Genomic DNA, 26,416 nt, shown 5'->3' with positions numbered 1-26,416 from the left:
TGGTTTCTTTATAGAACTGCTCTTTTCGTTAGCGTAACAATTAACATTGACTCACATGGAAAAGTCAGTTGCAATCTCACTCCATTAATTTAGCTAATTTCATCATTTCATCTTTTGTTAAATAAAAGCTATCCATCGTGATATAAGTACCGTCTTGCACCCAAGATAAGTACCCACCATTCTCTCCTCTAGTTTTCCACCATGGACTAAATCGCCCCTCATGATTATTGACAAAAATCTTTTCTACAATGTAATCAGGACTCACTGATTCTTTCTCAAGAATGGTATTTCTTGTTGCTTTAAACTGTTGGATACCTACCATATACTCATCATCTTGACTAAAATAATGTAGTCTGATATCGTTTATTGGTTTTGTGATATCCAACGGATAAGGAATTTTGACTTCTAGAGTCCACTTTGGTGGTAATTCATGTGGGACGAACATTTTAAAACTCGCCTTGTTCTTAATTTTGGTTAGTGTACGAAAATCTATCTTTGGATAATTTGATTTTGCAATCGCCGAAGGGATTGAAACTCCAAAGAAAAGAACTAAAATCAGTATAAGTTTTGTTTTCATTATATTCACCCATACTTAGTTTTCCTTTAATGCCAATTATTATGTAATCCTGCCCATTTTTTGAACAGGCTACCCAGTATGCAGGCAGCCTGTTTTATTTTTGTGCTATCGTTATCCGTTAGTTTAGTAAGTCACTTTTCCCAGTCATTTTCGTCAAAACCCTTTTGCCAAAATATTTCCTTGTTCGTCTAAACCTCGAAAAACAAAATTTCCAGCATCTGAGGTAGGCAAATTAATGTAATGTACAGCGTATCCATTTATTACATCCATCTCTACGTAAACTGTTGATTGTTTCTTCAATTCGTCTAACGACGAAAGATTATTATTGGATCCTTCATTAGTTACAATCACTTTCTTGATGCGTTGATCAGCAACCTCAGCCGCCAATATGGTGTCATAACGTTTATCTTTCGTTAAATGGGCAGACCATGTGATGTTAATTTTGTCTTGAGGATCACGTGCGTTAATTGAACTAGTCTGATTCACCCGATAAAGGACACCCCAAGCCTTAGATACTAAAGTGACATAGTGTGCATTTCCCGTATCCAATATCACAATTTTTTTGTTTCCAAATTGTTTTTCGTAAACTGCCTCCCCATCTTTGTAAGGGGTAGAACTGCGGATGGCATTCTGTTCCGTATAAGAATACCCCCCCATAACAGAAGGGATGAAATATAAAACTAATAACAACAAACAAAATAAGAGAAGACGTCGCGCTTTCATAATTTACCTCCCGTAAAAACAGCTCTTATAGATTAGACGGAGTGGACTAGTTCTAAGTTACTTTTACCAACGGACTTATTTGCAAACCTTATTCAGTACTCCACAAAACTGCCCTTTAGCTTAATGATAAAATCAACATCGAGTTTCAACAGAGCCAAAATCAAAAAAAGCCTTGCAGGGATGCTTTCCCATACAAGGCTTGTTCGACGTTATCGAACTGTTAAGGTATTAAAGATATCCGATACTCCTCTCGTCTTCAACATACATATCTACGTATCAAATAATCAAATTGTGTGTGGTTATACTAACTTTAGCCTTAGGAGGCGATTAACTATGATAAGAGTGCTCAATGTGGATGGCCAAAAACTAACCCCATGTTTACTTCACCGGGCTTGGAGGGAAGTTAATCGAGCCCGTGCCGTCTGGATCGACGAGCAGACAATCCAATTACTTTACAACCCATTCTCATTTCGAGAGTATAGAAAAGCTGCATTAAAACGGGATCATTACACTTGTTTGTGGTGTGGACGTCCTCAACGACTGTAGATCATATTGTCCCTTCAAGCAAAGGAGGCTCAGATCTTCCCCAAAATTTACTCGCTTCTTGCATTGAATGCAACACGAAACGAGGAAATCGTTCAGCGTTCTCCTATCTTTTAGAAAAAGTACTTTCCGTTCCGAATCCTTTAAAGCTCTGTTACCGCATCATTAAAGCTAAACATAACCATCGTCGAGCGAACTGATGTAAGTATTCTTCGCCGCCTTGAGGCGTTTTTTATTCTTTGCCTGTTTTCGAGGAATTTATTGTTTAGCAGATCGAGACCTACCTTTAAATTCAAGGTTTTGTTATTCTATAAATTTGGTTTTCAACAAAAAAACCGCCTCTTGAAAAAAAGGCGGTTAATTGAACTATCGTTCCTCGTTAGCTCAACTTCGGGTACGCCTGAAACGGTAGATAAGAAAGAAAAGAAGTACAATCAGCACGAGCGGCGCAGCGATCCACCACAGATATCCGGCATCCCTAGTCACCCCAGTGGATTGCTTAGGCATTTTATGCACCGTAGAGTCGATAAACGCCTGGAAAGCCTCACGCTCTTTTTCATCATGATGCTGTACTTTTCCGTCTTTGATTCGGACCATCCCGTTCGGCCCAGCGATAGGCGTCGGGTAACGTACTTGCTCCGCTTTCTCCAGTAACAACAGAAATTTTCCGTTTTCCCGTTGATACTCATCCGCCCACCCGGTATCGAAGCCGTCAATCCCTGCCACCAAACTAGTCGCAACGTCCCCTCGGTAGACTTTGCTCACTTTGAAGTCGTAACCTACCCACATCATCTTAGGTTCGCCGCGTCTCTTGGAAAAATCGTACGTGCCTTCCACCACGATAGACGCCTTTGAGATAACATCATCGGCAGGTAAATCGGCCCAACTTGTCGCATAAACGGGTTCAGCAGTGTTTCAACCTAACAGCAGAAAAAGTAATATTATACGCATTCCACGTTTTATATGGATAAGCATTAAATTAGTTATATCAGTCATCATATATGCATTCACGCTTTTCAACTCCGTTGACTTTTTCTCTTTCTTTTGATCAAGACGAAACAAAATTTGAATTGTTTCCACATGATACCCGTTACTTTAACGAAACCAGAAGCAGATGCTGCATGGCGAGTTGTTGCGCTATCGTTCTGCGTTAGCGGAACAGGCTACCTAAATTAAGTTCAGCGGTAACCTGTTGTGGTATTCTTATTCATCTATCTTTTTTCGTTAAAATGAAACTCGTTCATGCCACCTATTAATATCAATCCGTGGAAATTACAAATTCATTTCGAACCTCATTTGGAAGCACGAGCGAAATCGTTCCAAAAGACTGCATCGCATCTTCGCGCACATTTCTGTATCCAGTTTCTGTATACTTGCCATTGATATCAATTCGGCCTGATCTATGGATCGTTTTCCCGTAAGGTTCAACGTAGTAATAAAGGAAGGGCTTATTGATTTTTGGTGTCGATCCTGTATGATCCTTAAGCTTGTCCGCAAATAGTTGTTCAATGGCGTTGCCTTCAACCTGTTCGACATGAGCCTGCCAAGTGGCAACGAAAAAATCATCCTTATATTCAAAGAAGGTTATGGTTTCATTGTTTTCAATCATGAAAAACCGCAGCGCCTCTCCCTCTGGAAACAGGTACGCCACTTTGGAAGCAGGTTGAATAGTTTTCAACGGAGGGTGCTCATAATTGCTTAAACCATATGCGCCCATATTGCCTACTAAGATGCCTCTGCTTCTCTCCAAATCACCTGAGAGGATCTGAGCGAAATAATTCTCCGTGTACCGACCTGCATACGGCGACAGGATCGAGATGGTATTGTTATCGTAGTCCACCTTATATCCGAGCTGCTCAGAAATGAACCGCAAAGGTACATATACTCGACTATTAATAATACTAATCGGAATATTAAGCCAATAGTCGTATGATTCATTAGCCGCGTTATTCTCAACCCGTGCTGATATTTCTCCGACAGTCAGCGAAATTTTCTTTGACCATTTTGTAATGATCACGTTATTGTTTTGTTGATTCCACTCCACTGACGCACCGAGTGACTCTGAGATGGAACTAAGAGGAACCAACACCGTGCCCTCCACGATAACAGGTGGGCTGTCTGTTTGCAGCTTTTTGTCCATTACCCGAATACGCATCGATTCATATTTTTCTTCGATCAAAGGACTTGATTGAAGTGTGTTCACTTGCTTTTTCAATCGTTCAATAAAGGTAAGTGCTTCTGTTCGTGTTACCTCATCACCTTTTTGGAATCCGTTTATGCTCTTATCTGTCTTGCCTTCTGATAGTCCAAGATCAAGCAAGTATTGTATGGAATCATCTGTACTGTAATTTTTACCTGTAGCGTTTGCAAGATATTGTGCCACCATACCCCTATTTAAATATACAGGACTATAACCACCTAAAGATGAAGGAGTTACAACTTTCCATCCCATTTTATTGGCATATCTCATATATGGTGCTGACCATTTTCCCGTTTCTGATTTAGGATCATACTCACTTGGTTGGTATGCACGGATTAGCATAGCTATAAATTCTGCTTGTTCAACTTTTTGATTAGGCTTAAAAGAGTAATCTGGATATCCATCTACAATCTTATTTTCGATAGCCCATTGAATGTTAGAATAACCCCAGAAACTAGGTGACACATCGTTAAAAGAAATAGAGACTGCTTCTGCTTGGTTGATGGTAACTCCAAGTAAAGCTGCTGATAATATGGTAGTAGTAATTCTCTTAAAACTTTTTTTCATTTAAGAATCCCTTTCTTAGGTTGCATAGAGTTACGAGAAGCACCATTATTTTAACATCCATGGTTCACTTGAGCATAATGTTAAAAAATAGATAAAATATATCATCCTTAATCGAAATGATCCCTTTTTTAAGTAAAATTAATTTATGTTGCAGCAGTTGCGCAAAATAATAGTGTCCACGTTCTACTGCCCGTTAACATTCCTGTAGGTGTTAGTAGATTGAACTTGCAGAAAAAAGGACGCCTCGCTAGGATGAGTATGTACTGGGTTGCAGCCCTCAGAACTCACCTTAGGAGGCGTTATCATGAAGTCTAATCCAATTAAGTCTCAAAATCAACGCGTAGAACGAATCTCCACTACCACTCTGGTCATAGGCATCGACATTGCCAAGGAGAAGCACGCTGCACAAGCCATTAATTTTCGAGGTATTGTCCTCACTAAGCGGCCTATTCTATTTTCGAATGACCTAGCTGGCTTTGAGCATTTAGAACACAGTATTCGGAAATACAGAAGATGCACGGCATGAATGACCTCGTTGTAGGAATGGAGAGCACCGGTCACTACTGGTTCAATATTGCCAACTGGTTGGTGGGTCAAGGAATTGATGTGGCTCTTGTCAATCCAATGACAACCAAACGCAATAAGGAAAACAGAGATAACTCACCTTCCAAGAACGACCCAAAAGATGCTCTGGTCATCGCCGATGCGGTGAGTCGTGGGTTCTACACGCCCTTCTCTCCAAAGGATGAAGCATTCCGCCGCTTACGGGTTATGGTTACAAACAGAGAGCACTGGGTTGTTAAATCAGGACGGATTAAGAATAGAATCCACCGCTGGCTCGATATCCGGTTTCCAGAATACAGACAAGCATTTGATGATATTTTTAGCGATCGTTCCTTGGCCACTTTGCGCCGGTTCCCAGCCCCTTCTGACCTATTGCAGCTAACTCCGGAGCAAATGGTACAGATCTGGGGTGAGTATATGGCCAGACCTGGCGGGGTGCGAGGTAAGAACAAGGCGATGGAACTTCAATCACTCGCTAGACATAGCGTGGGAGACACTACTGCCCTTGAAGAAGACAAATGGGAGCTGAGGCACCTCATCGAAGAGTATGAAAGAATCTGCCGAATCATTGATGAAGCGGACGAGATGATTGAAAAGGTACTGCCTGAAATTCCTTGTTCAGATCTCGTTCGATCAGTCGGTGCTTCCGTTCCTGCAACGGATGCCATATTGGCATTTGGCGGGGATTTACGTAAGCTGTCTCGCGGAAATCAATTATTGCGCAAGGCAGGATTGAACTTAGCAGAACGAAGTTCAGGCAAGTATAAGGGGCAAATCAAGCTCACCAAACGAGGCAACTCACTACTGCGCAAGCATCTCTACTTCACTGTGTTTCACCTGTTATCTTTCAATGAAGCGTTCCAAGCCTTGCATGCGCATAATACCGAAGTGAAACGAATGACGAAAATGCAGTCCATGATGAAGCTGATTGGGAAACTAGCCCGTATGCTTGTAGCCATGGCAAGAGAAGGACAATCATTCTCCATGGATAAGGCCCAGCTACCATTAGCAGCATAAAAAGCGAATCGTAACCCTGACACGTAGATTGGCTCATTCGCAGGATCTAACAAAGAAAGCACCGAGTACCGAGATTTTTCAGCTTTAGGGCATAGACCCGTTCCGTTAACGTTGATCGGACTCCACACCTTGGGAAGATAGGACGAAGGAATGTGAGGGCATAGACCCGTCGAGATTTGGGAGAGTGAATCCCCAAGGACCTTGTGGAGAGAAGCGTGCAGTATAACTTTTTCATGGAAGATGTTGTAAAAATAATCAGCACCTTCTGTTCCCGCATGCTCTCTAACGGAACTGCCTGCCACACACTACCCAAACACCTGAACTCCTATTTAACATGCATATTGAAATCCTGCGAATGAGCGAGAATTCGTGAGAAAAACCTTATTCTCTGAGGGAGCTTAGTGACAATCGTTAATTGTAGCGGAGGAAAAACAACACGACTCCATAACCATAAGGGTAGTGTATTAAGGGTTCAGTTTTGAGGTGGAAAGTTATTAAATGTCACCTAATTTGACAAAGGAATTGGATATCAAATAGAAAAAAAGCCTAGTCATTAGACCAGGACATCCTTCGCATAAATCACAACCTGCATTTCCTACAGGTAATTACCTCATTTCACCCCGATTCCAAGCCATATCGCTCAAATGACCTGCATGTTGTGCAGAACAACTGCCTTCTGCCATCAATTCCTTAAAAATGACATGCACTTTTTGCATCTAGATCAGCTATAGGGCGCTACGATCCCCTAAGCTCAATTGGCACATTCACCGGAACCTTGAACAGCACCACCCAGAAGACCGTAAGCACAGCTGAAGCTAAATACGCCAGCAGGGGCTTCACCGAGAAAAGTCTCAACATAGGAAACATCGTGCAGTCAAATAACAAGGACCACCAAAACCCCCAGCCATATTGATACTGAATTCGCCCGAACATATGCAAAACGTATTCTGTACCGCCGTAAATGAGTACCCATTGGATATAGTGAAAGACGACCTTCATCCGACCCTCTGGATAGTCGTTAGGAATAGCAGCGCTGTAGCCGGGAAAACAATAAAGGTATAGATCATTTCGGTTATACTATGACTAAGGGAAAAGTCAGGCATTAACTGCCATAACAGATGGTTGGCACAGAGATAGTGGTACAGTAAGTTCCCCAGCGCAAAGTACATCATGGTCGAATGATACTTCTTCCAGTTCCGCCAATCCCCCCACCGATAAGCTGCCCCAATGATGATGAAACCTATTACAAAGTGCATAGAAGTTCCCCTTGTCATATCAAATTTACACAAAGGTCATTATTACCATAATTTACCTATCTATGCACACAATAGAAAAGAGAGCTACTTGCCAGCCCTCTCATCCTAAACTGTCTTGCTGTTCGTTGAAAATAAAGTTTTAGACTGGAGTTGCTGATCCCACGCGGGTTTTAGAATTACAAAATCGGCAGCCTTCGTAAAATAAGTTTTAGACTGACCCCAATAAAAGAAACAGCGGCAGCCTTGGACGAGAAAATAAAGTCCTAGACTACCACTGTTTTATTGAGCTATCGTTCTTCGTTAGTTGAACGACTTGAGCATTCTTGATTCATGGTGTTCGCTTGAATAAACGGTAATATAAATAAACGATAATGAAATAAATTGGGAATAAAATTAGCCCAGCAAAAGCAGAAAACAAAACAAATTCAACCTTTTTACTTTCATTATCTGAATCAAATTTATTAAATCCGTAAGCAACCAAGAAAAACCAGAATACTGTTAGTAAATATCCAACTTTATAAGGCAGTTTCATTTTTCACTTCCTTTAGAAATAAACAGGAGTATCAAAGGACATCGGCTGCCGATTGTGTGACAGTTGCCGTCGTTAGTTCAATGAACCCTTTGTTTAAGTACCATGTCCAGTATGAAACATATTCTCACCTTTCATTTCATCAATATATCCTTTAATTTCCACATAAGGGTGATCTAAATCCAAATTACTATTGCCTTCATACCCTTTTTTTAGAGCAAAAACATTAACTATTAATTCCTCATTGTCCTTTATGTTTAGCTTGTTTCCAGTTGCTTCAATTTTAAATGTATTTCCTAATATTCCATTATCCTGAGTCTTTAAAGGGAAACTCAAATATATGTTATTTTGTTTAATTACGTGTCCTGATTCATTTGTTAGCTTTATGGAATAACTAACGCCTTCTGGCTGATTTGTTTTATTAACTATTTCTAATTTAATATTATCTAACTGAGCAACAGATATTTCATCATTTTGACAACCTGAAAGCACCAATATAATGAGTAAAGATAAGAGTTTACTTTTTATCATTTTTCCATTCCCTTCCAATTATAAATTTAGAACCGAGGTAACTTCCATTATTATACATATATAGACGTACAGAACCAATAAAGTTACGTATATAATTTTGAACTATTGCGTAAAAATGCCCGTTATTTCAACGGAAAACGGCAGCCGATTGCCGGCTGCCGCGGTGTCTCTATTCAGCTATCGTTCACCATTAGCTCAATGCTGGTCTACATCCTCATTTCTGAGATATCTTTGAATCCATATAATCCAATGCTTCATTTAGACTGTTAAATGATTCATCGTGACCACTGAAGTCTAAGCCCTCTGATTCCTTCCATTTTGATATTCCTACCCCATCTTTTGGGGTTACTTGTAATATAAATGAATTGTACCCATCATTCATATTTATCCAGATTGCCACTCCAGATTGGCTTAAGTATATATTCCAGAGGGGGTATCTTCTTTTGACTAAATCTCTGATTTCATTAATATTCATAAATTCAATGTCTCCCCACAATTTCTTTCCTTGAGCTTAACATTTTCCCACTTTAAGGAAAATGATTTATTTGAATTAATCTGCCCGTTAACGTAACGAAGCTGCCGATCGTGCCGGCAGCTTCGTCCATTGATGTTTATTCAACTATAGTTTCCGTTAGTTCAACGAAATAAAAACACCCACCTTTACATGTCCACAAAACTCCCCGTTAACCCCACCAATATTGCTCCTAAAATAAAAGCAGCAATATGTATTAAAATCTTGTATCGTAATTTAGTTGTTTTTAAAGAAGAATATAATTTAAACGTAAAATATAGTAAGACACCATTTATTAATGTCTCAATTAGTGCTGGAATATATCTATTATTAAAAAAGGACGAATCATATATAAATTCTCTAAACAGAATATCAACTGAAATACCGAGAAATGAAAGTAAAACTTGATAAACAAAAAACTTAAGGTTGTTCATCTAAATCAAACTCTCCTTCAAAATTATTAAAAACTTATTCTCTGATTACACCTGATATTTGAAGTTTTTTACCCTAAAGAGTACCCAATAATTGATTAAACTATTCTCTGAGGGAGCGGAATAGGCCACCGAATTCATCACCGGTAGCCTGCTAGATCTTGTTATTAAGCTATCGTTTTTCGTTAGCTTAACGAGTTGTATGTTCGTAAGGTTTGTTTGCCTTGAAAATCATAAGGAATTACATCTGATTCAATCAGTTTCTTTAATCCACATTTATAGTAAGGCATTTTATGATTAGCCTCATCAAGATCTACCCACATTACTTCAGCTATTTCATGAGGTCGTGTAATCATAATATCTGTTTTTACTGTCTTTGCTTTAAATGTTACAAATACTACGTGTTCATTTTTTTCTTCAAAAAAGCATTCGTTTACTGCACAAATACCCAATAATTCAACTTCAAAACCTGTTTCTTCTTTGGTTTCCCTAACAGCTGCTGAAGACCACGATTCTTCAATCTCTACAGATCCACCTGGTAACGACCAACTCGAAGTATGTATATTTCTAACAATTAAAACTTTATCTTTCTCTTCATTTGTAATCAAAGCATATGCAACATCAACTCGGTACAAGGCTCTACCCCTTTCTTGACCTATTTCAATCTAATTCTAAAATACTAAAGCGTTGGAGTAAACTCCCATTAATTCAACAAACAAAGGAGAAGCCTCTTTGAATGAGCTTCTCCACTATCTTTCTGCGTTAGTTAAGTCCAATGATTATGTGCTTATAATGTGGAGGCAACTCATAATCCTTAATATGTTTGTAATCTACAACAGACATATTCCTGCCCTTTAGTTCAACGAACAACGGCATATCAGTGCCGGCTGCCGTCGTGTTGTGATTGAGCTATAGTTTCTCCGTTAGTTGATCTTTGAGAGATGCTCAACATATTCATCCTTGGTTAGCCCAAACAAAATGGAATCAAAATATCGTCCATTAGTATAGAATACCTGGCGACGAACCCCCTCTTGAACGCATCCGACCTTTCTCATCATTGCAGTGGATGCTTCGTTTCCTTCAAGTACGTAATCATTGAACTTATTTAGTCTACGTTCAAAGAAAGCGTACTTTAAAAGTATGTTTACTGCCCTTGTGCCGTAACCCTTGCCGCGGTGGTCTCTGTCAATTTGAATACCGATGCTAAACGTTCCGTTTTTTTCGTCGATGCTGTTTAGGTTGATCCCGCCGACATTTTCACCGTTCAAGTTTTCGATAGTAAACATAAGACGATTCGATGAGAAGTCAGAAAATGATTCTGCAAATGATTTTGCCTCTGTAACTGTAGGAGGCAATTCAACCGCACACTCTAAAAGGCGCCGTGCAGGAGTATCAAAACGGTTGATATAGTGATTCTCCCAATCTTCTGGTTGTATTGCACGCAATCTTATTGCTTCATCCTGCCAGAAATAATTGCTGTAATCTATATCTCGCATATGTGCCTCCAATAATTTTATGTGTTCAGACAATTTTAACCCTCAAATCAAACACGTAGGTAGTATTTTTTCGTTATAAGTATTCTGCCCTCTTGAATCTCCTTTTTTTGCTCAAAAAGAGCCTATTTCTAGGCTCCGTTCATGCAAGAATTACATTTAATTACTGACTTCAAAACTACATAATGGTATAATTTTCCTATTAATTATAGGGAGATGATGATATTATGCCAGATGACATCCAGCTCTATATTCCAGTCAAAAAAGAATCTGTTGAAAAATCCTTTAATACACTCGACGACTTAACAGAAGACGACACCAATGAAGAACTTGTTCCCTTTACTCAAGAAATCGTTGAAAAAATCGCAGCCAAGTTTACCAACTTTGAATTAAACAATCTTCAAGTATCTGTAAGTGCAAAAATAGGATCAGGCAACGCATTAAAATGGGTTGTGAGTCTAGAAGGCACTGGTGGACTTGTTCTTAACTTTAAGAAATTGTAGAGTTACCTACCTTCGGGTAGTTTTTTTGTATTACTTACCAGTGTGAATCCAATAGGGCCTATCCATCCTTTCGAGAATACATTGCGTCATCCCCATCAATAGGTCAAAGGACTCCACAATGGATCTACAAGAGTAGTAAATCTTACTCTTGAACTAATTACAAGAAAATCGATAATGAGGGTTTGCTAAGATTGGCAAAATCTTAAAGGTATAGTCCATTTTCATCCAAAAGTTTTCCAAAGAGCAAGCCCTTCACCTTTCAGGCATGGAAGCAAAACCGGTTTGCATTCCCCTTTTGTGAAGCAAAAGTGGTTGCAAACAAAATAAAGCCCTGAGTACCAAGGGCTTTATTGTAACCTATTTATGTTCACCGTACAGTACGGTGAAGTGTTTTATATATTGTTACACACAAGCCATGTGCTCTCTTAAAATAGTTTGAAGTTCTAGTTATTTTCTTCAAACGTCTGTGGATCAGCTGACTATTAACTTATTTATTATCAAATAGCAATATTGGTATCTATTTCTATTTTAGCTTCTTCAACAACTATGATGGCTGTTTGCTTTGATGAACAGCAGTATCCTAATGGAATTTTCTTACCTCCGAAGAACATAAAACCAGTTTTGAAAACTTCCCCATTACAGTCCGACAATTTATGAGTTTCTTCACAGGATATACAATAGTACAAAAGGAATCACCCTAATCTATTGTTTATATTACTATCATTATATCAGAATAATCAGACTATTGCATTAATTTAATGTTAAGTTTTCTTACATTGGTTAGTTATTCGATTCCAAAATAATGACACAAAAAATATAAGGTAACATCTTTTGTTATAATTGCGTTTAGTTTGGTTCGTGAACGTACACCTATGCTTCAAGTTCCTCGATCCGCTTCCTTGGCGCAAAGGTATCCTCAATTTTACATATTCATTGATAAATTGCATAAATTCTTCACCCCGAATTTACTTTTCTTGTTATTATTACCACTCAAAGAAAATGTGAAATAAGTGCAGTTTAACAAGGTACCTCATCTTATTACTTTGTGTTTGTTCTCTTCTATATACGACATTGGAACTTCCATTAAGTCACCTTCATCTTCCTCATTGCCTGTAGATAAGACCTCAAAAACAATTGATTTATCTTTGATTTCAACTACTTTTACTCTAATGCTTTCGAATGTTAATGATTCTCCTACTTTGAAATCCATCTTTTTTTACTTTCTCCTTCTGATACATGAACTACTTCAAGTTTTGTCCTATTTTCGAGAATATAAAACCACTTTATTGAACTATGCTGCCCGTTAGCGGAGCGAACAGACTAAAAATATAAATCATTAACAACTGCTCCCAATGAACCCGTGATTATGCGCATATGTTTGTGTCGTGGCTTCGCGACACAAACATATGCGCTTTCAAATAAAAAATCCCCAATTTATGGGGATCTCAAAGCACCTATGTTTATGTCGCCGGACAGTATGTAAGCGCACACATCCTTAATGTACGTAGAGCTGTTTCGAATGGCATTGAGCCGCTGCTGGAGTTTTAGAATGCTTTGCATTTTCTCGATATCATTCAATGAATCAGGAATAGCTCCGAGCGCGTTTAAATTGTCGTCGCTTAAGACATCGTACTGCAACGTTTGAATTCGTCTGAACTCCTCCTCCAACCCGCTAAAATATTGGGATACTTGCAAGATCATGGATTTGGATATTTCGTCTTGTAACGTACGGATCCCCCAATTGTAAATGATCATGCTGAGGATATAGAGCGGTAGAAGAATGCAAATAAACGAGAGAATCAGTCTTCTTAGCGTATTTTTTTCCACGGATGTCTCGTTAGATTCATAGTAGTCCCCCTTGACATTTTATTACCGATTCCTGCAATCCTATCGATTCCAAAATAAATTGAGGCTATTATAAACTTATGTATTGAAATTTTACTAGTGATAAAAAAAATAAGCTAGAAACCCTTATTTACTAAGGATTCCCGGCTTTATAGTTGGGGATGGATTAAATCTACATAGATGAAGACGCCGTTCAAATTTCATCCAAATTTCCTCCGATGCGAGGAATCATAAGCGTAATTCTTGTAAACGCCCCGATCTCGCTCTCCACTTTCACTGTAGCCTCACTACCATAATGAAGTTCCAATCTTCGCTGAATATTAAAGAGCGCATAGCCCGACGAATTTGCACTTTGCTCCCGTTGGACACCCGATGCACCGACAACCATCCCCTCGCCGTTATCCTCAACGGTCAGAATTAAATAACGTTCGGATTGCTTGATCGCAATTTTGATCTCTCCGCCTACATGGCGATTTTTAAATCCATGTAATATCGCATTTTCAACCAATGGCTGAATAATGATTTTTACAATCGATTGCTGAACGTCGATGCCCTCATCGAGCTCAATAAAATAATCGAATAAGTTCTCATAGCACTCCTGCTGGATCAGTAAATAGTGCTCCATATGCTGCAGCTCGTTCTTTAACGTCGTAAGTTCCCCCCCTTTATTCAGTCCGAGTTGAAATAACTTAGACAAGTCCAGCACCATTTTTTGAACAGCCTCAGATTGCTCAAGCTGACTTTTCCAATAAATCGTATTTAATGTGTTGTATAAAAAATGAGGAGCGATTTGCGCCTGCAGGGCTTTCATTTCAGAAATATGCTTCTCTTTTTCGGCAACGGAAACCTCCTGAAACAAGCGGTTGATTTCATCCAGCATCCGATTGAAGCGAAAGCCGACCTGTGTAATTTCATCCACATAATCACTTTGAAACCGGACGCTCCAATCATTATTTTCCACCTTTAGCATGACATGCTGCAAATTCAAAAGAGGCTTCATTAGGAACCTGGTCATGAACCTTGCAAAAATAAATCCGATCAGCAGGCAGGAGATAATAATCGTCATGATCGTCCATTTCAGGCTTTCCAGTTGTTCGAAAAGCTGCGATTTTGGGAGAATACTGAAGAGTGTCCAATCGCCGGCAACTTTAAGCTTAGTAAAATTAATCATGTAGTGTTGACGATTCGCTTCATACTCAAAAAAGCCGTCCTGTTGCTGAAGCGCCTGAATAAAATGGGGGTCCGCTTTTAATTTCTGCGAAAAATTGGCATCCGCATCCGACTGAAATACATCCAAGCCTTGCTGATTCACCAACATATAGCTGCCGTCACGCCAATTTAAATTGGTATAGACGAACCTCTTCAATTCATCTTCCTTGATGTTCGCTACCACGAAAACCTCGCGAGACACATCATTCAAAATACCTTCTGTCACAAAGGTGATAAATCGTTTGCCACCTTCAAAAATGGCGTCCTCATGCCCTTCGACCCAAACCTCTCGATGTTTCCCCTTTTGTGCCATGATGCGCTGATACAGGTCAGACTGATAGAACGAGTACTTCGGCTTCAAGGCCTGCGTAATTTGATAATAATTGCCGTTCGGAGTCGCCACCAGCGCGGATACGATCATAGGCTCGATTGTTCGCAGTTGAACATAGACGTCCTGCATGCTCGATAAATACGTATAATAATTGGCATCCTGTATTGAATTGGCGTTAAACCCCACCGCTTTCTGGTAATCGGGATTCATGATCATGGAAAAAATGGAGGTGCGAACCTTCCCCAACTTCTCATCCAGTGCTTGAGACGTCTTATTCAAGGTATCCTGGCTCAGCTTATAGGCGTTGCTCTCGGAGATATTCGCCGCGATACGGTAAGACAGCAAACCCGTAGCGGCTACCGCTACGGTGACGACAAAAATGAATCCGATCCAAACTCTTTGCTGAAACGATATGCGATAAATGAGCTTCATTTTTGCCCCCGGTTCCTTCTATGTCTTATGATCATTGTAACGAATTTCACCCTCGAATAGTAGACTCCTCGCTTTCTTCACATCCCTGGTAAATCTGGCCAACTCTTAGCCCTTTAGTCCGCCAACGTTCATTTGCATGAAAGTTTTATTCGCCAGCACATAAATAATCAGCATGGGAATCATGGAAATACAGGCGCCGGCCAGCATGAGGTGGCTCTGCATCGCTCCCGCAATGCCGTAGCGCAGGTTCACAAGTCCGACCGTTAACGGCTGCAGCTTCGGTTGCGACATGGTAAAGACCAGCGGAACGAGATACGAATTCCACCCACTGCGGAAGGAGAATAAGCCGACAATGCCGATTGCTGGAAGTGTTAGCGGGAGAATGATTTTCCGATAAATATGGGCAAAGCTCGCCCCATCGATCATCGCCGCTTCATCCAGATCTTTTGAAATGCTTTTTATAAAGGCATACATGATAAAGAAGGAGCTTCCGCCCGCACCGGTCATCATGATGATCATCCCGATAATAGATTTGTGCAAATGAAGGGAGACCATAAGCTCGAACTGCGGTTTAAGCGTCAAAGCTCCCAGGGAGATGAACATCATGGAGGTGTAAATACCGAGCATCAGCTTCTTGCCAGGAAATTCTTTACGGGCAAACGCATAAGCAGCAAGCGAAACGACGATAAGCGTGGTGACGGTCCCCCCTAAGCTGTAAATCAAGCTATTCACAACGTAGGATGAAAACTTAGCCTGCACCCAAGTCGTCGCATAGTTGTCAAACTGCCAGCTCGCAGGCAGGATCGACGTTCCGGCATTCAGCTCGTGGTTGCTTTTCAATGAGCCTAGAATGGCCATAACGACCGGGAATAGGATCAACACAGCGATGATGAGCAAGAACAGCCACATCGCAGTTTTGGATATCAAACGAGAAATCATCCGGATCAACTCCGTTCTGTCACGATTAGTTAGTAAATATTGTTAATTTTCCTGGATACCCAGAGATAGAGTCCTGTAATGGCGCCAACGACGAGAGCCAGAATAAAGGCAACTGCCGAGCCATACCCAATTTCCTGCGTCATCGATTCACCCGTTGATACAGGGAACAGCAGCTTAAACAAATATAAGTACATGACTTCCGTCTTCCCCGCAGGTCCGCCGCCAGTCAGCACCATGATCGACTCGTAGCTTTCCAAAGCGCTGATAATAGCAATCATCATAATGATATTTAGCACAGGGCCGAGCATGGGAATCGTAATATAAACCAGCTTCTGCAAGCCATTCGCGCCATCGATTGCTGCGCTCTCATAGACATCCTTGGGAATCCCCTGCAAACCAGCGATAAATAACAGCATGTAATTCCCGAGCCCGCCCCAGAAGGCAATAAGGATGGTCGTGAGCAACGCATGCTCTGTCCCCAACCACTCAACGGATGGCAGTCCGACCGATTTTAAGATCTGATTTAAGAGCCCGTTATACGTATTGAAAATGATATAAAACACCGTCGACATGACGGCTGTACTTAAAATCGTCGGCATGAAGTAGATGCCCCGGAGGAAATTTCGTCCTTGAAGCTTCCCATTCAAGATGACGGCCAGCAGCAGCGCCACCGGAAGCGTAATCAGCACTTTGCCCGCTCCATAGATGAGCGTATTCTTAACGGCGTGCCACAGCTGTTCATCATGCATCAGCCTTTGGAAATTCTCGATCCCGATAAACTTCGCCGCACCATATCCTTTATAGTCGTAAAACATATACCGTAATGCCCACAGGATCGGATAAATGCCGAGTGCGGCCATTAAGGTCGCACTCGGTAAAATAAACGTATAGGCCTCTGTGTAGCTTCTCCATCTTCTTGTCACAGAAAGTCGCCTCCACCAGCAGCATGCTTCGCCGCTTCGCTTACTTATTTGCCTTGCAAGGAACGCGGGTCAAAATTCGGATTCGCTTGCACTGCTTTAATCGAACCGTCTTTTACCCCTTTGTCATAAGCCTCGTTGTAGCGTTGGTTCAGACCTTTAATGAACTGATCAAGATCGCCGCCGACAAGAATGTAGGCGTTAAAATCTTCCGCCCACGTTTTGCCCTGCGGCTTCACACCTCTTGGCGGGAGCGGCCATGCTGCATCATATTTCGTCGGAAGAAAATTTTGGATTCCCGGGATCGACGGCACCTTGGCGCCTTCAAGCACATGTTTGTTCGTTGCCAATCCGAAGCCGTTCTCATGGTATCCGCGCATAATGTCATCCCCGTACATGTACTGAATGAACTTCCAAGCTTCCGCTTTATGTTTGGATTTGCTGCTTATCGACAACCAGGTTCCGCCATTGAAGTTAATAACGCCCTTCGGATCTCCGCCGCCGATGGTCGGAATTTGTACCGCATCCCATTTGATTTTCGGAGGGAATTGGTTTTTGTATACGCCAGGCTCCACGGAGTAGGACATGTACATGCCGATTTTACCTTCCGCGAATTGTGCACGCATCGGGTCCATATCGAGCGCTTCGGCGCCTGGCAGTGTACTGCCATCCGCTTTCATTTGACGCAGCGCTTCAACTGCAGGCTTCCAGCCGGTGAAATCGTACTTACCGGTTTTAAAATCAAAGCCGCTCGAGTGCATGCCGTTCAGCTCAACCATTTGCTGCAGAGAACGCGTAAGTGAGCTGGACGGATTTTTGTAAGGAAGCGCCCAGCCGTAGATGCCGTCCTTCTTGCCGATCTCTGTAATTTTTTTCGCTGCGGCCACCATTTCATCTAACGTTTTCGGCGGCTGCAAGCCGGCTTTTTCAAACATATCTACGTTATAGACAAGTCGTACTGTCGATCCCACATTTGGAAGCGACACGATATTTCCGTCGAATTGGTTGACGCCTTCGTTGATCGTAAATTTCTTTTTCATATCGTCTGTCAAATACTTATTGAGCGGCTCGAAATAGCCTTTGGTGTAGTTGTCCAGTGCGCCGTTCGGCACAAACACGTCCGGTGCTTGATCGCTGGCAAAAGCCAAATCCACGGATTGCGGATAGTTCTCCGCCATCATGGTCATTTCCACTTCAATGCTGTCTTTGTTCGCTTGATTGAACGCCTCGATTTTGGATTTAATGTAATCCGCATCGTGACGTTGATATGTCCAGTACGTCAATTTTACTTTTTCTTTCTTGGCGGCTGCCGTTGCCGAGGAAGTGTTCGTGGCTCCCTGATCGGAACTGGTACCGCATCCTGCTGTTAATCCCGTAATGATAGCGGCGCTCATCAGAACGGTCAGCGACTTTTTCATGTTCATAAGTGATCCTCCCTTTGTCTCTTGCGATCTTGTTTACACTCTCATCTTAACGGGTTTTCCCAGGCAACACAGTGTGGAGAAACTACTGTGAAGGGCGAATATCCACTTTTATTCGGAAAGAGCTGATATCGGTTTTCCCGGTATCAGCTCTTGTTCAATTTATGGCTGGATAATAAGAACAGGTCGTACCGATGCATCCGACTTCTCTCGGGAGCCATACGTAATATCCCCGGCAGAGCCCACGTCGGTTGGTGAAGAAATACGCAGCGAAATGAGATGATCTCCGGCTAAAGCAGTTTGAACCTGGCTGGTGACATCGATTTCAACAGGAACCCCCACAACCATCCCGCTCCAAGTGCCCAGCATTGTGCCAGAAGCCGGTTTATTATTCCACGTTAAGGTCGATTCTCCCCAGCTGTTGTCGCTGACGAGCTCCGCCTGATTCGTCGTCAAGGACGAACCGACGCCTGTCGGCACCAACCTGACTTTAGCGCTGGAGATTGTGCCAGTGATGGCGGATACATCAAATTTAACATAGCTTTCCCGTGTGAATCCAGATGTGCTGTTCTTCGTCACGAGTCCGGTTGCCGTGCTGTAGTTAACTCCCGCATAGGTTCCGTTGCGCACATAGCTGTCGGCTGCCGCAGCGACGCTAATCGGCTGCACGATGACAAGTACGGGACGTTTCGCAGGATCAGTCTGCTCTTTCGAACCATAAAAGGCGAAACCTTGGGTCCCCTGATTAGTCGGCGCATAAATACGCAGTGAGAGTTTTTTATCGCCGCTCAAAGCGCCCTGTACTTGAGAGGTCACATCCAGCTCAATGGGTATATTTAGCACTGGCGTCCAGGTGCCAATCACAGCGCTTGAAGCAGGCTTGTTGTTCCAGGTGAGCAGCGTTTCCGTCCAGCTGCTGTCACTTACAACCGCTGCTTCATTCGTAATTCCTGCCATGCCGACATTCACTGGCGTCAACTTCACCTTCGCGCTTGCAACAGAGCCCGAGAAAGCAGAGAGATCAAATTGCACGAATCCCTCCCGTGCATAAGAAGCGATGTCATTTTTCACCTCAAGTTGGACACTCGAGCCATAGTTATTAGCTACATAGGTGCCATTGCGCACGAAGGCATCGGACGACGGAGCTATGCCCAGTATTAGCTTTGCGTGCAGCGACTTTCCCTTTTGGCCATTCACCTGTACAGATAGCTTGATTGTAGGGCTAAGCTGAACAACCGTCACGCCTGAATCGGCAGTGACAACGGCGGCTGCGCTCTTATGAAGCTCCAGTTCTATCGTACCTGTATTGGCTTGTGTAGGATCCGAAACGCCCAGCTCAATTTCGCCGCCATTCTCTACAGCCATGACCGAAGCCTTCTTGTTGCTGGTCAAATACGGGGCGCCGTCAACGGAAACCGTTGTAACCGCATCGCTCCAGAAATTGGCGCCTACCGCACCGATCGTCGTTTCTTGAACAGCCTGCACGTCGGCCGTGTTGGCCAAAATCGTAAAGTCCGGATTGGCCGCATAACTCGCAACCTGAGCACTCGACTGATTAGGCAAGATCGCATACGCATATTGTCCATTAGTCGGGTTAGCGCCATGATCCTGCCAAAGCGTTAAGAAGTTTTTGGTGAGCACCGTAGTATCCAACGTTTTGGCGTACGTATTGACGCTGTCCCAGCCTCCGGTTCTCGCTTCACGAAGTCCTTTAATCGTCGTACCGCCTGGGAAAAAGTAGCCGATATCAGAGCCTGCCGATTGACCGGCCAGATGCATCCAATTCACGCCAGTCATCATTTCCGACCAGCCGAGCGCCGAGGATTTCGCACTGCCGTTTACTGTGAGCGCATTGTCGCCGGCATCGTTGATTTTCCGATTCTCCACAATCGTTTCAATCGCGCGATTGTCCGTGCTTGTAATACCCGAACCGAGCGCTACAACTTCATTGTCAAACATAAACCAGGATTTTTTAGCTGTGAGCGTACTGCTCCACGCGTCTAACTCCATGCCGGATACGCCATATTGGTTCGCTGCGCTTGTGCCGCCGACCCAATTATTAGCGCTTTTGTAATTGCTCCCCGAGCTGTCCGCACGCGTTCTGACGTCCACAGTTGTTCCCGGCAGCCGGTATTTATCCACGAGGGCCCAATACTCGTCACTGTACTGCCCCAAATCATTGTTATATAAATAGGTCATGCCTTCGCCGGTGTACCAGCCCTTCAGGTTTTCCAAGTTAATCGATTCATAGTTGTATATCCGGCTCGAGGACATGCTAAGCGCAAAGCCAAAGCCCGGACGCAGCTGAACCGCACGATCCATGGACGGATACTGATTATACTTAATTAATTCCCCTCTCGAAATTATGGATGTATCGTTGAGGATCTGCTTGGCTAACCCCAAATGATAAAGGGTCGCATTGGTATTGAAATTGTAGTACGTATCCTCCTGCAGCCAGTATTTGACCATACTTTTCAATCTTGCTGCATCCGCTGCCGGGGCGAATTGCGTCATCTGAAGGATCGGTGCCATCACTTTGGCACCTAGTGCATGATCTTGGGAAGCCCGTCTGGATATTTCTCTCCCCCGGGACATATCCATCATGGCTCCCTTATAGATGAGCGGTTCAAACGAATCATAGATCCAGTTATACAAATTTTGTGCAGCGGGAGTCACGACCGCCCACGTCGAGCCATTTAACAAATAAATAAAAGGGACGATCGTTTCCAGCAGCGATTTACCATATCCGCCTGTATATGGGTGAGCCGTGTGCTGGATGAACGAACCGTCTGCATAAAACCCGTCGCCCGACGTCACATAAGTAAAGACATCCGTCAGCGCATCACGCGAAGAAGCCAATTTGGCACTGTCTTTCACAATCATTCCGCGAATGCCGACTGCGGTCGCTTTCCACACCCGGTTTGCTCCCGTCGCCGTGCTTCCGTTCGTTATGGTAGCGTCGGGTGCGAATTGATTAATCGCTGCCATATAGTTCGTTTTCTGCGCAGTCGTTAATTCGGTGTATAGGACGACAGTCATATTGTTCAATGTTAACGGGACGTTAACTTCCCAATCGAACCAATTACCGACTATGGAGGCGGAAGCATTATATTGGTTCGTATACATCCAATCAAGACCGCTGATAATATCGCTGAGCAAAGCAGCGTTCTGATAGTAAGCCGATCCATGCCTCGCATACCCTAAAGCCAGTGTATATAATCGGCTGTACGTAATCGACATATAGCTGGATTTCGTCAAATTATCGACCGAGGTGTCATTGAGATCACTCCATAAATACGTTCGGCTGCTCGACTTTTCCATACTGTCCCATGTCGATTGCACAAGGGTCGATTGTTCATTCAGCTTCGTTATGACATCGGGATCCGATTCCGAGTAGGCTCCCCCGAGTAGATAGGATCTCCACTTTTCCCTTAGTCCGTCATACTCGTCATCCGCATAAGCCTTGCCCACTGGTACGACCGAGGTCACCAAGAGGCTCACGAACAACAAACAACTCAACACAGCTTTCAGTAAGGTGCTGCTCTGCAATTTCATGCCTTTTCCTCCCTATATGTGTAATTGAAAACAGAAAACGTTTTCATCCTCAGCATACATAAAATCATGACGAAAGAAAGGAGAAAAAAGCACGATTAAAGTACGGAAATTCAACTGTGTACGGCTGAAACGATGGATAACTCGTTTGAAATTGTGTATTCATGACAGAATTGGAAGTTTCTAATGAAAAACTTCCAATCCTCAGTGCCCGATTCAACTTCAAGCTTCAGAGTGTCTTGCTGAACCTGCTTCCCATAACCAAAAACATTGATGATCACAACCGTTCCCTGCGTCTTAATTCGCTCTACGATAGTTGTGCGCCGCTTCGTCGGCGGGTTATCAGGGGTTTGCGCCATATAAAGCCCTGCATCATGCGAGCACCAAATCGAATGGCACATAGGACCAGCTTTCACTGTCCAAGTCAGCGTTTCCGATGAAAGCAGCGGTTTCGACCGCTTTTCCTGAAAAAGCTCGGAATCCAAACGGCTTAGCGGTTCACTGGCAGGCTGCCATTCACTTGTTTCGTTCAGCTTCCCGCTTACGTGATAAATCAAATCGATTTCTCGTGCATCCGGTACGTGAATGGTCACGAAATCGATCAAGTACTGCTCATGCAGCAGATTCAGTCTGCGAATGACGGCGCCCTGATAAGCCTTTTCGTCCCATGGGCACATTTCCTCCGGCAGGATTGTTTTCTCCTTTAAATAATAATCGCTTTGACGCCAATCCGCTTCACTGACAACCCAGCTTCCCCAAGTCTCTTTCTGAAAGGCCACTCGGGTTGCATCAACCGGCGACTGATCGCAGCCGTCCAAGCAAATTGTATTATGCGAGTAGGTATGCTTGTACCAGGCATAGTGCATCGGCACACCATAAGCTGTCGTCCCGATATCCTCGAAAATCGGCGTATCCTTGCACCCAAAAGATAAGCCCAGCCGGTCCATATGATCATGCTCACCGCCAAAAGGGCTGTGCTTAACAACCAGATAGGCGCCATTACCTTCGACTAGCATGGTTAACCCGCTTCCTGAGAAGGAGCAGCTTGCGGCTATCGTATACGCTAAAGTCCATTTCCCAGTTTCTGTCGCATCCTTTTGCAAATCACACCCATACATCAGCGCAAATAGGGAATTGCGAGAAACAGCGGCAAACCGTTCTCCTGCGAGAAGCGGCTCTTGTATGATTCCATAGGCGCAGCGTAATAGTTCCAAATAGCGAGGGTCCCCATACCAGTTATAGGCAAGTTCATAGTAAGGAGCATAAGTAAACAGACTGCTGACGGAGCTTGCATCATTTAATCTCGGAAACGATCCGTCCGGTAAAATAAAATCGAGCGGAAAGTCAAACATGCTCCGGAGAGCAGGATGCTGATGCAGATCCCATTTGGTATTTTCAACAAGCATGCTGTAGTAAAGAATCGAATCAAAGGCATAATAATGATAGGTAAAAGCCCCTTCGTACCAGAAGCCATCTGGCAGCACGCCTCTTTCTAGCTGATCCAGCAGACCATACTCGCCCTGTAATCCTGCATTCGTAACGTCCTCATCCTGCAGCACAAAGCCCAGCATAGCGATCGCCGATGTAATTAACACGGCGTGATTGTGCAATTGGTTTTCCTTATGCGCAATGAGAAAGGCTGCGCAGCTCCGAAATAGTCTGTTCTGTATCGTTCTTCGATCCTCTTCGGAAATGCCTTCTTCTATACATCGGTAAGCTAAAATGAGATCAATAATCCAATGCGCTTCATCCAGCGTCTGGGCAAAAAGTTTTCCCGGACCATTATAGGGGATGTCACCATGGATCTCATAGCATTCATAATGCGCTGCATATTGCAGCAGCACATCTTGGACAAGCGTTCGCCATGCTTCGTGTCCGTCCATCCGGCTCGCGAACGCGACTTTTTTCATACCAACGCCGATCCCAGCATGACGGAGCGAAACCCAGGCGCCGTTGAAGGGCTCGCCGGTCCAGACTTTACCGCAGACCGGACATGGATGCTGAAGCGGTCGCTGCGGGTCGAATGACAACCGGGCTCCGTCCTCCGGGCAGTAATAGTAATGCCCCCAATTCCCCCGCTCGACAGCTCGAATTTCGATCGGCAAGCCTGCGGCTTCCTTCGCTGCCTGTCGCAACGCTTCGGCTGCCGCCTTGAGCTCCGGTTTTTCTGCATTCTCTCTTCCTATGCTCCAGCGGATCTCGTTCATGAACTCGACACCTCTCCCTGATGATTAGTGCTCACGGGTTTGCCTAAATAATGCTGTTTGAATTCGGAAGGGGTCATGCCGACCTGCTTTTTAAACACATCGCTGAAATATCTCCGCTCCACAAACCCCAGCGTATCGGAAATTTCTTGCACATTCAGATCATCAAGCAGCATCGCTTTCGCCCGCTCCATCCGCTCTTGTGTAACAAACTGATTGAACGTCGTTCCGGTATGCCGCTTAAACAAATTAGCAAAGTAACTTCCGCTTAAATGCACCTGCTTCGCGCAATGATTGACGGAAAGATTCATATGCAGGTTGCTTCGCATGTAAGCGACCGCTTCGTCGATGACCTTCGCTGATTCCGTCGAATACTTACCTGCGATTAATCGGCAGCCTTCCTCCCCCAGCTCCTTGATCTGTCTTTGCAAGTCCTTCAAGGAAGCATGCTGCGCCTGTCTCATTTCTCTGGCGTTCGATTCAATGGCCGACAGCTCGTCTTGCTGCAGCTTTTCCTGGAACACGCGGAGCATCATATAGCCAAGCTCATTCAACGTTTTTTCAATCGTTTCCGGCTCAGGTAAAGGGATTGTCCCCATCAGCTCGGCAAAGAGCTCTTCCAACATCGCCAAGGCTTGCTCGCGATTTCCCGATCTTAACGCATAAAACAGCTCTTGCTCTTTCGCTAACGCATAGCGTGGCAACTGAGGCTCTGAACACGCGATGTCTCCATACACAATCACGCCGTTGCCTCCCGTATAAAAATGGTAAGACAATGCGCTAATCGCTTGCCCATAGGAATCCGGCACCTCATGAATGCCATTTACGCATTGTCCAACACCGATCGAAACGGTGAATTTCGTATATTGGGCAATATGCTCACAGCACTTTTCAGCCAGCGAAGTCCCGCCCAAGTCTTCAGTAGCATTAAAAATCGCCACAAAGCGCGAATTCGTTTCACGGAATACAATGCATTTTGTATAGACTTGAAGGGTCTCCTCCACGATATTTTGCAGGGAAAACCGGATCAACTCAACGTCGTGCACAGGAAGCTTGCCCAAATTCTCATGAAATTGATCGATCTCCATGACCATGATGACTAGCCGCTCCGGCGCTACTTGAATTTGGAGAAAATCCCATTTCTCTCTTATGTTTTCCTCACTTGTCCGATGATGAATCAGCAGATTGAAGTACTCCTGCCGCAAAACAGGCATGCTGTCTTTCACGCGCTGCTCTAAATATTGCACTTGAACCGCCTTCACCCGCTCCACATCAAGCGCACGCTTCGCTTTCAGAACCGCTTGTTCAATTTGCTCCAAAGAGAACGGCTTTGTAATAAAGTCAAAAGCACCCAATTGAACCGCTTTTTGTGCATATTCGAAGTCATTATAACCGGTAAGAAGTATGATTTTGCTATCAGGATTCATTTCTTTCGCTCGTCGGGTAAATTCGAGTCCGTCAATGATCGGCATTCGGATATCGGTGACAATGATACCGGGGCGATGCTGTTCAACAAGCTTTAGCCCCTGTTCGCCGTTTAACCCCGTTCCGCACACATGAATGTTGTGACGTTCCCAATCAATCTTGGTCGAAATGCCTTCGATCACACTTGCAATATCGTCGATGATGCACATATCGATCGTTGATTTTATCATCTGTCTGAAGTCTCCTCGCGAAAAGTAGTATAGCCTCATAAAAAACTTCTTCTCTTTAATTTATCAAGTTTAGCCAACCCTGCGAAAGCCAAAAAAGAAAGCAAAAGGGAAGAAATGCAACTATTTTTGCATTTCTTCCCTTCTCGCGCTTGCTTAATCAACTCCATCGCCTTTGTCAATCCCGCCGATCCGTACTCTTCTTGCTTTATACATCTGTAGAATTTGCAACATCATCCTTACCCCGCCTGCTCCTCTAAATGATTCGCACATGTCCAAAAGCAAGCGGAGTATGATCCAAGTTCCCATTTGATAGCCGCTCTCAAAGAGAAATTGCGATTCACTGCCGTAGTAAGACAGGTTTGCTTCACAAATAATAAAAGATATTCAATTATTCGCGAACCAATGACAAATTACCTTTAACGCTATTCAACTAAGCTGCCCGTTAGCACAGAAGGCTACCGAG

General features: G+C 43.4%; 26 protein-coding genes. 4 read left to right on the top strand and 22 right to left on the bottom strand.

Features of this window, described 5'->3' with window-relative positions; all coding sequences use genetic code 11:
* Positions 1–76 precede the first annotated feature (76 nt).
* Entirely contained in the window at positions 77–577 is a 501-nt protein-coding gene (locus QFZ80_RS15600) for a DUF4367 domain-containing protein (RefSeq protein ID WP_307559808.1), read from the bottom strand.
* A gap of 153 nt (positions 578–730) precedes the next feature.
* The gene (locus QFZ80_RS15595) at positions 731–1,300 is read right to left on the bottom strand and encodes a hypothetical protein (protein WP_307559805.1); all 570 of its coding nucleotides are present in this window, start codon (positions 1,298–1,300) and stop codon (positions 731–733) included.
* A 518-nt stretch (positions 1,301–1,818) separates the two neighbouring features.
* Here QFZ80_RS15595 and QFZ80_RS15590 point away from each other — a divergent pair.
* Positions 1,819–2,043: an HNH endonuclease gene (locus QFZ80_RS15590; RefSeq protein WP_307564133.1), complete on the top strand. Its 225-nt coding sequence runs from the start codon at positions 1,819–1,821 to the stop codon at positions 2,041–2,043.
* A gap of 184 nt (positions 2,044–2,227) precedes the next feature.
* On the opposite strand, the gene QFZ80_RS15585 is transcribed toward QFZ80_RS15590, so the two are convergent.
* Positions 2,228–2,683 carry a hypothetical protein gene (locus QFZ80_RS15585; RefSeq protein WP_307559803.1) on the bottom strand — a complete coding sequence of 152 codons (456 nt, stop codon included), beginning with the start codon at positions 2,681–2,683 and terminating at the stop codon, positions 2,228–2,230.
* A 418-nt stretch (positions 2,684–3,101) separates the two neighbouring features.
* A complete protein-coding gene (locus QFZ80_RS15580) occupies positions 3,102–4,610 on the bottom strand; it encodes a stalk domain-containing protein (RefSeq protein WP_307559801.1) in 1,509 nt (502 codons plus the stop codon).
* A 304-nt stretch (positions 4,611–4,914) separates the two neighbouring features.
* Between QFZ80_RS15580 and QFZ80_RS15575 the strand changes: the two genes are divergently transcribed.
* Together QFZ80_RS15575 and QFZ80_RS15570 are read left to right on the top strand one after the other, a co-directional pair.
* On the top strand, positions 4,915–5,136 hold the full coding sequence (locus QFZ80_RS15575; RefSeq protein WP_307545596.1) for a hypothetical protein: 222 nt from the start codon (positions 4,915–4,917) through the stop codon (positions 5,134–5,136).
* Positions 5,133–6,191, top strand: a complete 1,059-nt coding sequence (locus tag QFZ80_RS15570) for an IS110 family RNA-guided transposase (RefSeq protein WP_307559799.1) — start codon at positions 5,133–5,135, stop codon at positions 6,189–6,191. The genes QFZ80_RS15575 and QFZ80_RS15570 overlap by 4 nt, the downstream gene beginning before the upstream one ends.
* A gap of 735 nt (positions 6,192–6,926) precedes the next feature.
* Here the strand turns inward: QFZ80_RS15570 and QFZ80_RS15565 are convergent.
* The 8 genes from QFZ80_RS15565 to QFZ80_RS15530 form a co-directional block, all read right to left on the bottom strand.
* Positions 6,927–7,190, bottom strand: coding sequence for a hypothetical protein (locus QFZ80_RS15565; protein ID WP_307559797.1), 264 nt, complete (start codon positions 7,188–7,190; stop codon positions 6,927–6,929).
* Positions 7,187–7,447 carry a hypothetical protein gene (locus QFZ80_RS15560; RefSeq protein WP_307559795.1) on the bottom strand — a complete coding sequence of 87 codons (261 nt, stop codon included), beginning with the start codon at positions 7,445–7,447 and terminating at the stop codon, positions 7,187–7,189. Before QFZ80_RS15560 ends, QFZ80_RS15565 begins: the two co-directional genes overlap by 4 nt.
* A gap of 328 nt (positions 7,448–7,775) precedes the next feature.
* The gene (locus QFZ80_RS15555) at positions 7,776–7,979 is read right to left on the bottom strand and encodes a hypothetical protein (RefSeq protein ID WP_307545589.1); all 204 of its coding nucleotides are present in this window, start codon (positions 7,977–7,979) and stop codon (positions 7,776–7,778) included.
* Between the two features lie 93 nt (positions 7,980–8,072).
* A complete protein-coding gene (locus QFZ80_RS15550; protein ID WP_307559793.1) occupies positions 8,073–8,507 on the bottom strand; it encodes a hypothetical protein in 435 nt (144 codons plus the stop codon).
* Positions 8,508–8,721: 214 nt separating this feature from the next.
* On the bottom strand, positions 8,722–8,982 hold the full coding sequence (locus QFZ80_RS15545; RefSeq protein ID WP_307545585.1) for a hypothetical protein: 261 nt from the start codon (positions 8,980–8,982) through the stop codon (positions 8,722–8,724).
* A 185-nt stretch (positions 8,983–9,167) separates the two neighbouring features.
* Positions 9,168–9,452 carry a hypothetical protein gene (locus QFZ80_RS15540; RefSeq protein WP_307545584.1) on the bottom strand — a complete coding sequence of 95 codons (285 nt, stop codon included), beginning with the start codon at positions 9,450–9,452 and terminating at the stop codon, positions 9,168–9,170.
* Between the two features lie 182 nt (positions 9,453–9,634).
* A complete protein-coding gene (locus QFZ80_RS15535; protein ID WP_307545583.1) occupies positions 9,635–10,084 on the bottom strand; it encodes an NUDIX hydrolase in 450 nt (149 codons plus the stop codon).
* A gap of 288 nt (positions 10,085–10,372) precedes the next feature.
* Positions 10,373–10,945 (bottom strand): GNAT family N-acetyltransferase, encoded by a 573-nt coding sequence (locus tag QFZ80_RS15530; protein WP_307443646.1) that lies wholly within the window; start codon positions 10,943–10,945, stop codon positions 10,373–10,375.
* Between the two features lie 224 nt (positions 10,946–11,169).
* Here QFZ80_RS15530 and QFZ80_RS15525 point away from each other — a divergent pair, with 224 nt between their 5' ends.
* Complete coding sequence (locus QFZ80_RS15525; RefSeq protein ID WP_307443648.1) at positions 11,170–11,445, top strand: hypothetical protein; 276 nt, start codon at positions 11,170–11,172, stop codon at positions 11,443–11,445.
* A 497-nt stretch (positions 11,446–11,942) separates the two neighbouring features.
* Here QFZ80_RS15525 and QFZ80_RS39040 read toward each other — a convergent pair whose 3' ends face one another.
* The 10 genes from QFZ80_RS39040 to QFZ80_RS15480 all read right to left on the bottom strand — a co-directional run bounded on the left by QFZ80_RS39040 (position 11,943) and on the right by QFZ80_RS15480 (position 25,953).
* The gene (locus QFZ80_RS39040; protein WP_373460017.1) at positions 11,943–12,131 is read right to left on the bottom strand and encodes a DUF3973 domain-containing protein; all 189 of its coding nucleotides are present in this window, start codon (positions 12,129–12,131) and stop codon (positions 11,943–11,945) included.
* 344 nt (positions 12,132–12,475) lie between these two features.
* Positions 12,476–12,655 carry a hypothetical protein gene (locus QFZ80_RS15520; RefSeq protein ID WP_307443650.1) on the bottom strand — a complete coding sequence of 60 codons (180 nt, stop codon included), beginning with the start codon at positions 12,653–12,655 and terminating at the stop codon, positions 12,476–12,478.
* A 224-nt stretch (positions 12,656–12,879) separates the two neighbouring features.
* The gene (locus tag QFZ80_RS15515) at positions 12,880–13,272 is read right to left on the bottom strand and encodes a hypothetical protein (RefSeq protein ID WP_307545581.1); all 393 of its coding nucleotides are present in this window, start codon (positions 13,270–13,272) and stop codon (positions 12,880–12,882) included.
* Between the two features lie 211 nt (positions 13,273–13,483).
* A complete protein-coding gene (locus QFZ80_RS15510; RefSeq protein ID WP_307559790.1) occupies positions 13,484–15,262 on the bottom strand; it encodes a cache domain-containing sensor histidine kinase in 1,779 nt (592 codons plus the stop codon).
* A 105-nt stretch (positions 15,263–15,367) separates the two neighbouring features.
* Entirely contained in the window at positions 15,368–16,201 is an 834-nt protein-coding gene (locus tag QFZ80_RS15505; protein ID WP_307545578.1) for a carbohydrate ABC transporter permease, read from the bottom strand.
* Positions 16,202–16,230: 29 nt separating this feature from the next.
* Positions 16,231–17,124: a carbohydrate ABC transporter permease gene (locus QFZ80_RS15500; protein WP_373460095.1), complete on the bottom strand. Its 894-nt coding sequence runs from the start codon at positions 17,122–17,124 to the stop codon at positions 16,231–16,233.
* 44 nt (positions 17,125–17,168) lie between these two features.
* Positions 17,169–18,545: an ABC transporter substrate-binding protein gene (locus tag QFZ80_RS15495; protein ID WP_307545576.1), complete on the bottom strand. Its 1,377-nt coding sequence runs from the start codon at positions 18,543–18,545 to the stop codon at positions 17,169–17,171.
* A 159-nt stretch (positions 18,546–18,704) separates the two neighbouring features.
* Positions 18,705–22,097, bottom strand: a complete 3,393-nt coding sequence (locus tag QFZ80_RS15490) for a polysaccharide lyase family 8 super-sandwich domain-containing protein (RefSeq protein WP_307559788.1) — start codon at positions 22,095–22,097, stop codon at positions 18,705–18,707.
* 110 nt (positions 22,098–22,207) lie between these two features.
* Positions 22,208–24,301, bottom strand: coding sequence for a heparinase II/III domain-containing protein (locus QFZ80_RS15485; RefSeq protein WP_307559786.1), 2,094 nt, complete (start codon positions 24,299–24,301; stop codon positions 22,208–22,210).
* Positions 24,298–25,953, bottom strand: coding sequence for a response regulator transcription factor (locus QFZ80_RS15480; protein ID WP_307545570.1), 1,656 nt, complete (start codon positions 25,951–25,953; stop codon positions 24,298–24,300). Before QFZ80_RS15480 ends, QFZ80_RS15485 begins: the two co-directional genes overlap by 4 nt.
* Between the last annotated feature and the right edge of the window lie 463 nt (positions 25,954–26,416).

The sequence above is a fragment of the Paenibacillus sp. V4I7 genome, from assembly GCF_030817275.1.
Lineage (GTDB): Bacteria > Bacillota > Bacilli > Paenibacillales > NBRC-103111 > Paenibacillus_E.
The sequence above is the reverse complement of the archived record's forward strand: the minus strand, read 5'-3'. Positions and strand labels throughout refer to the sequence as shown.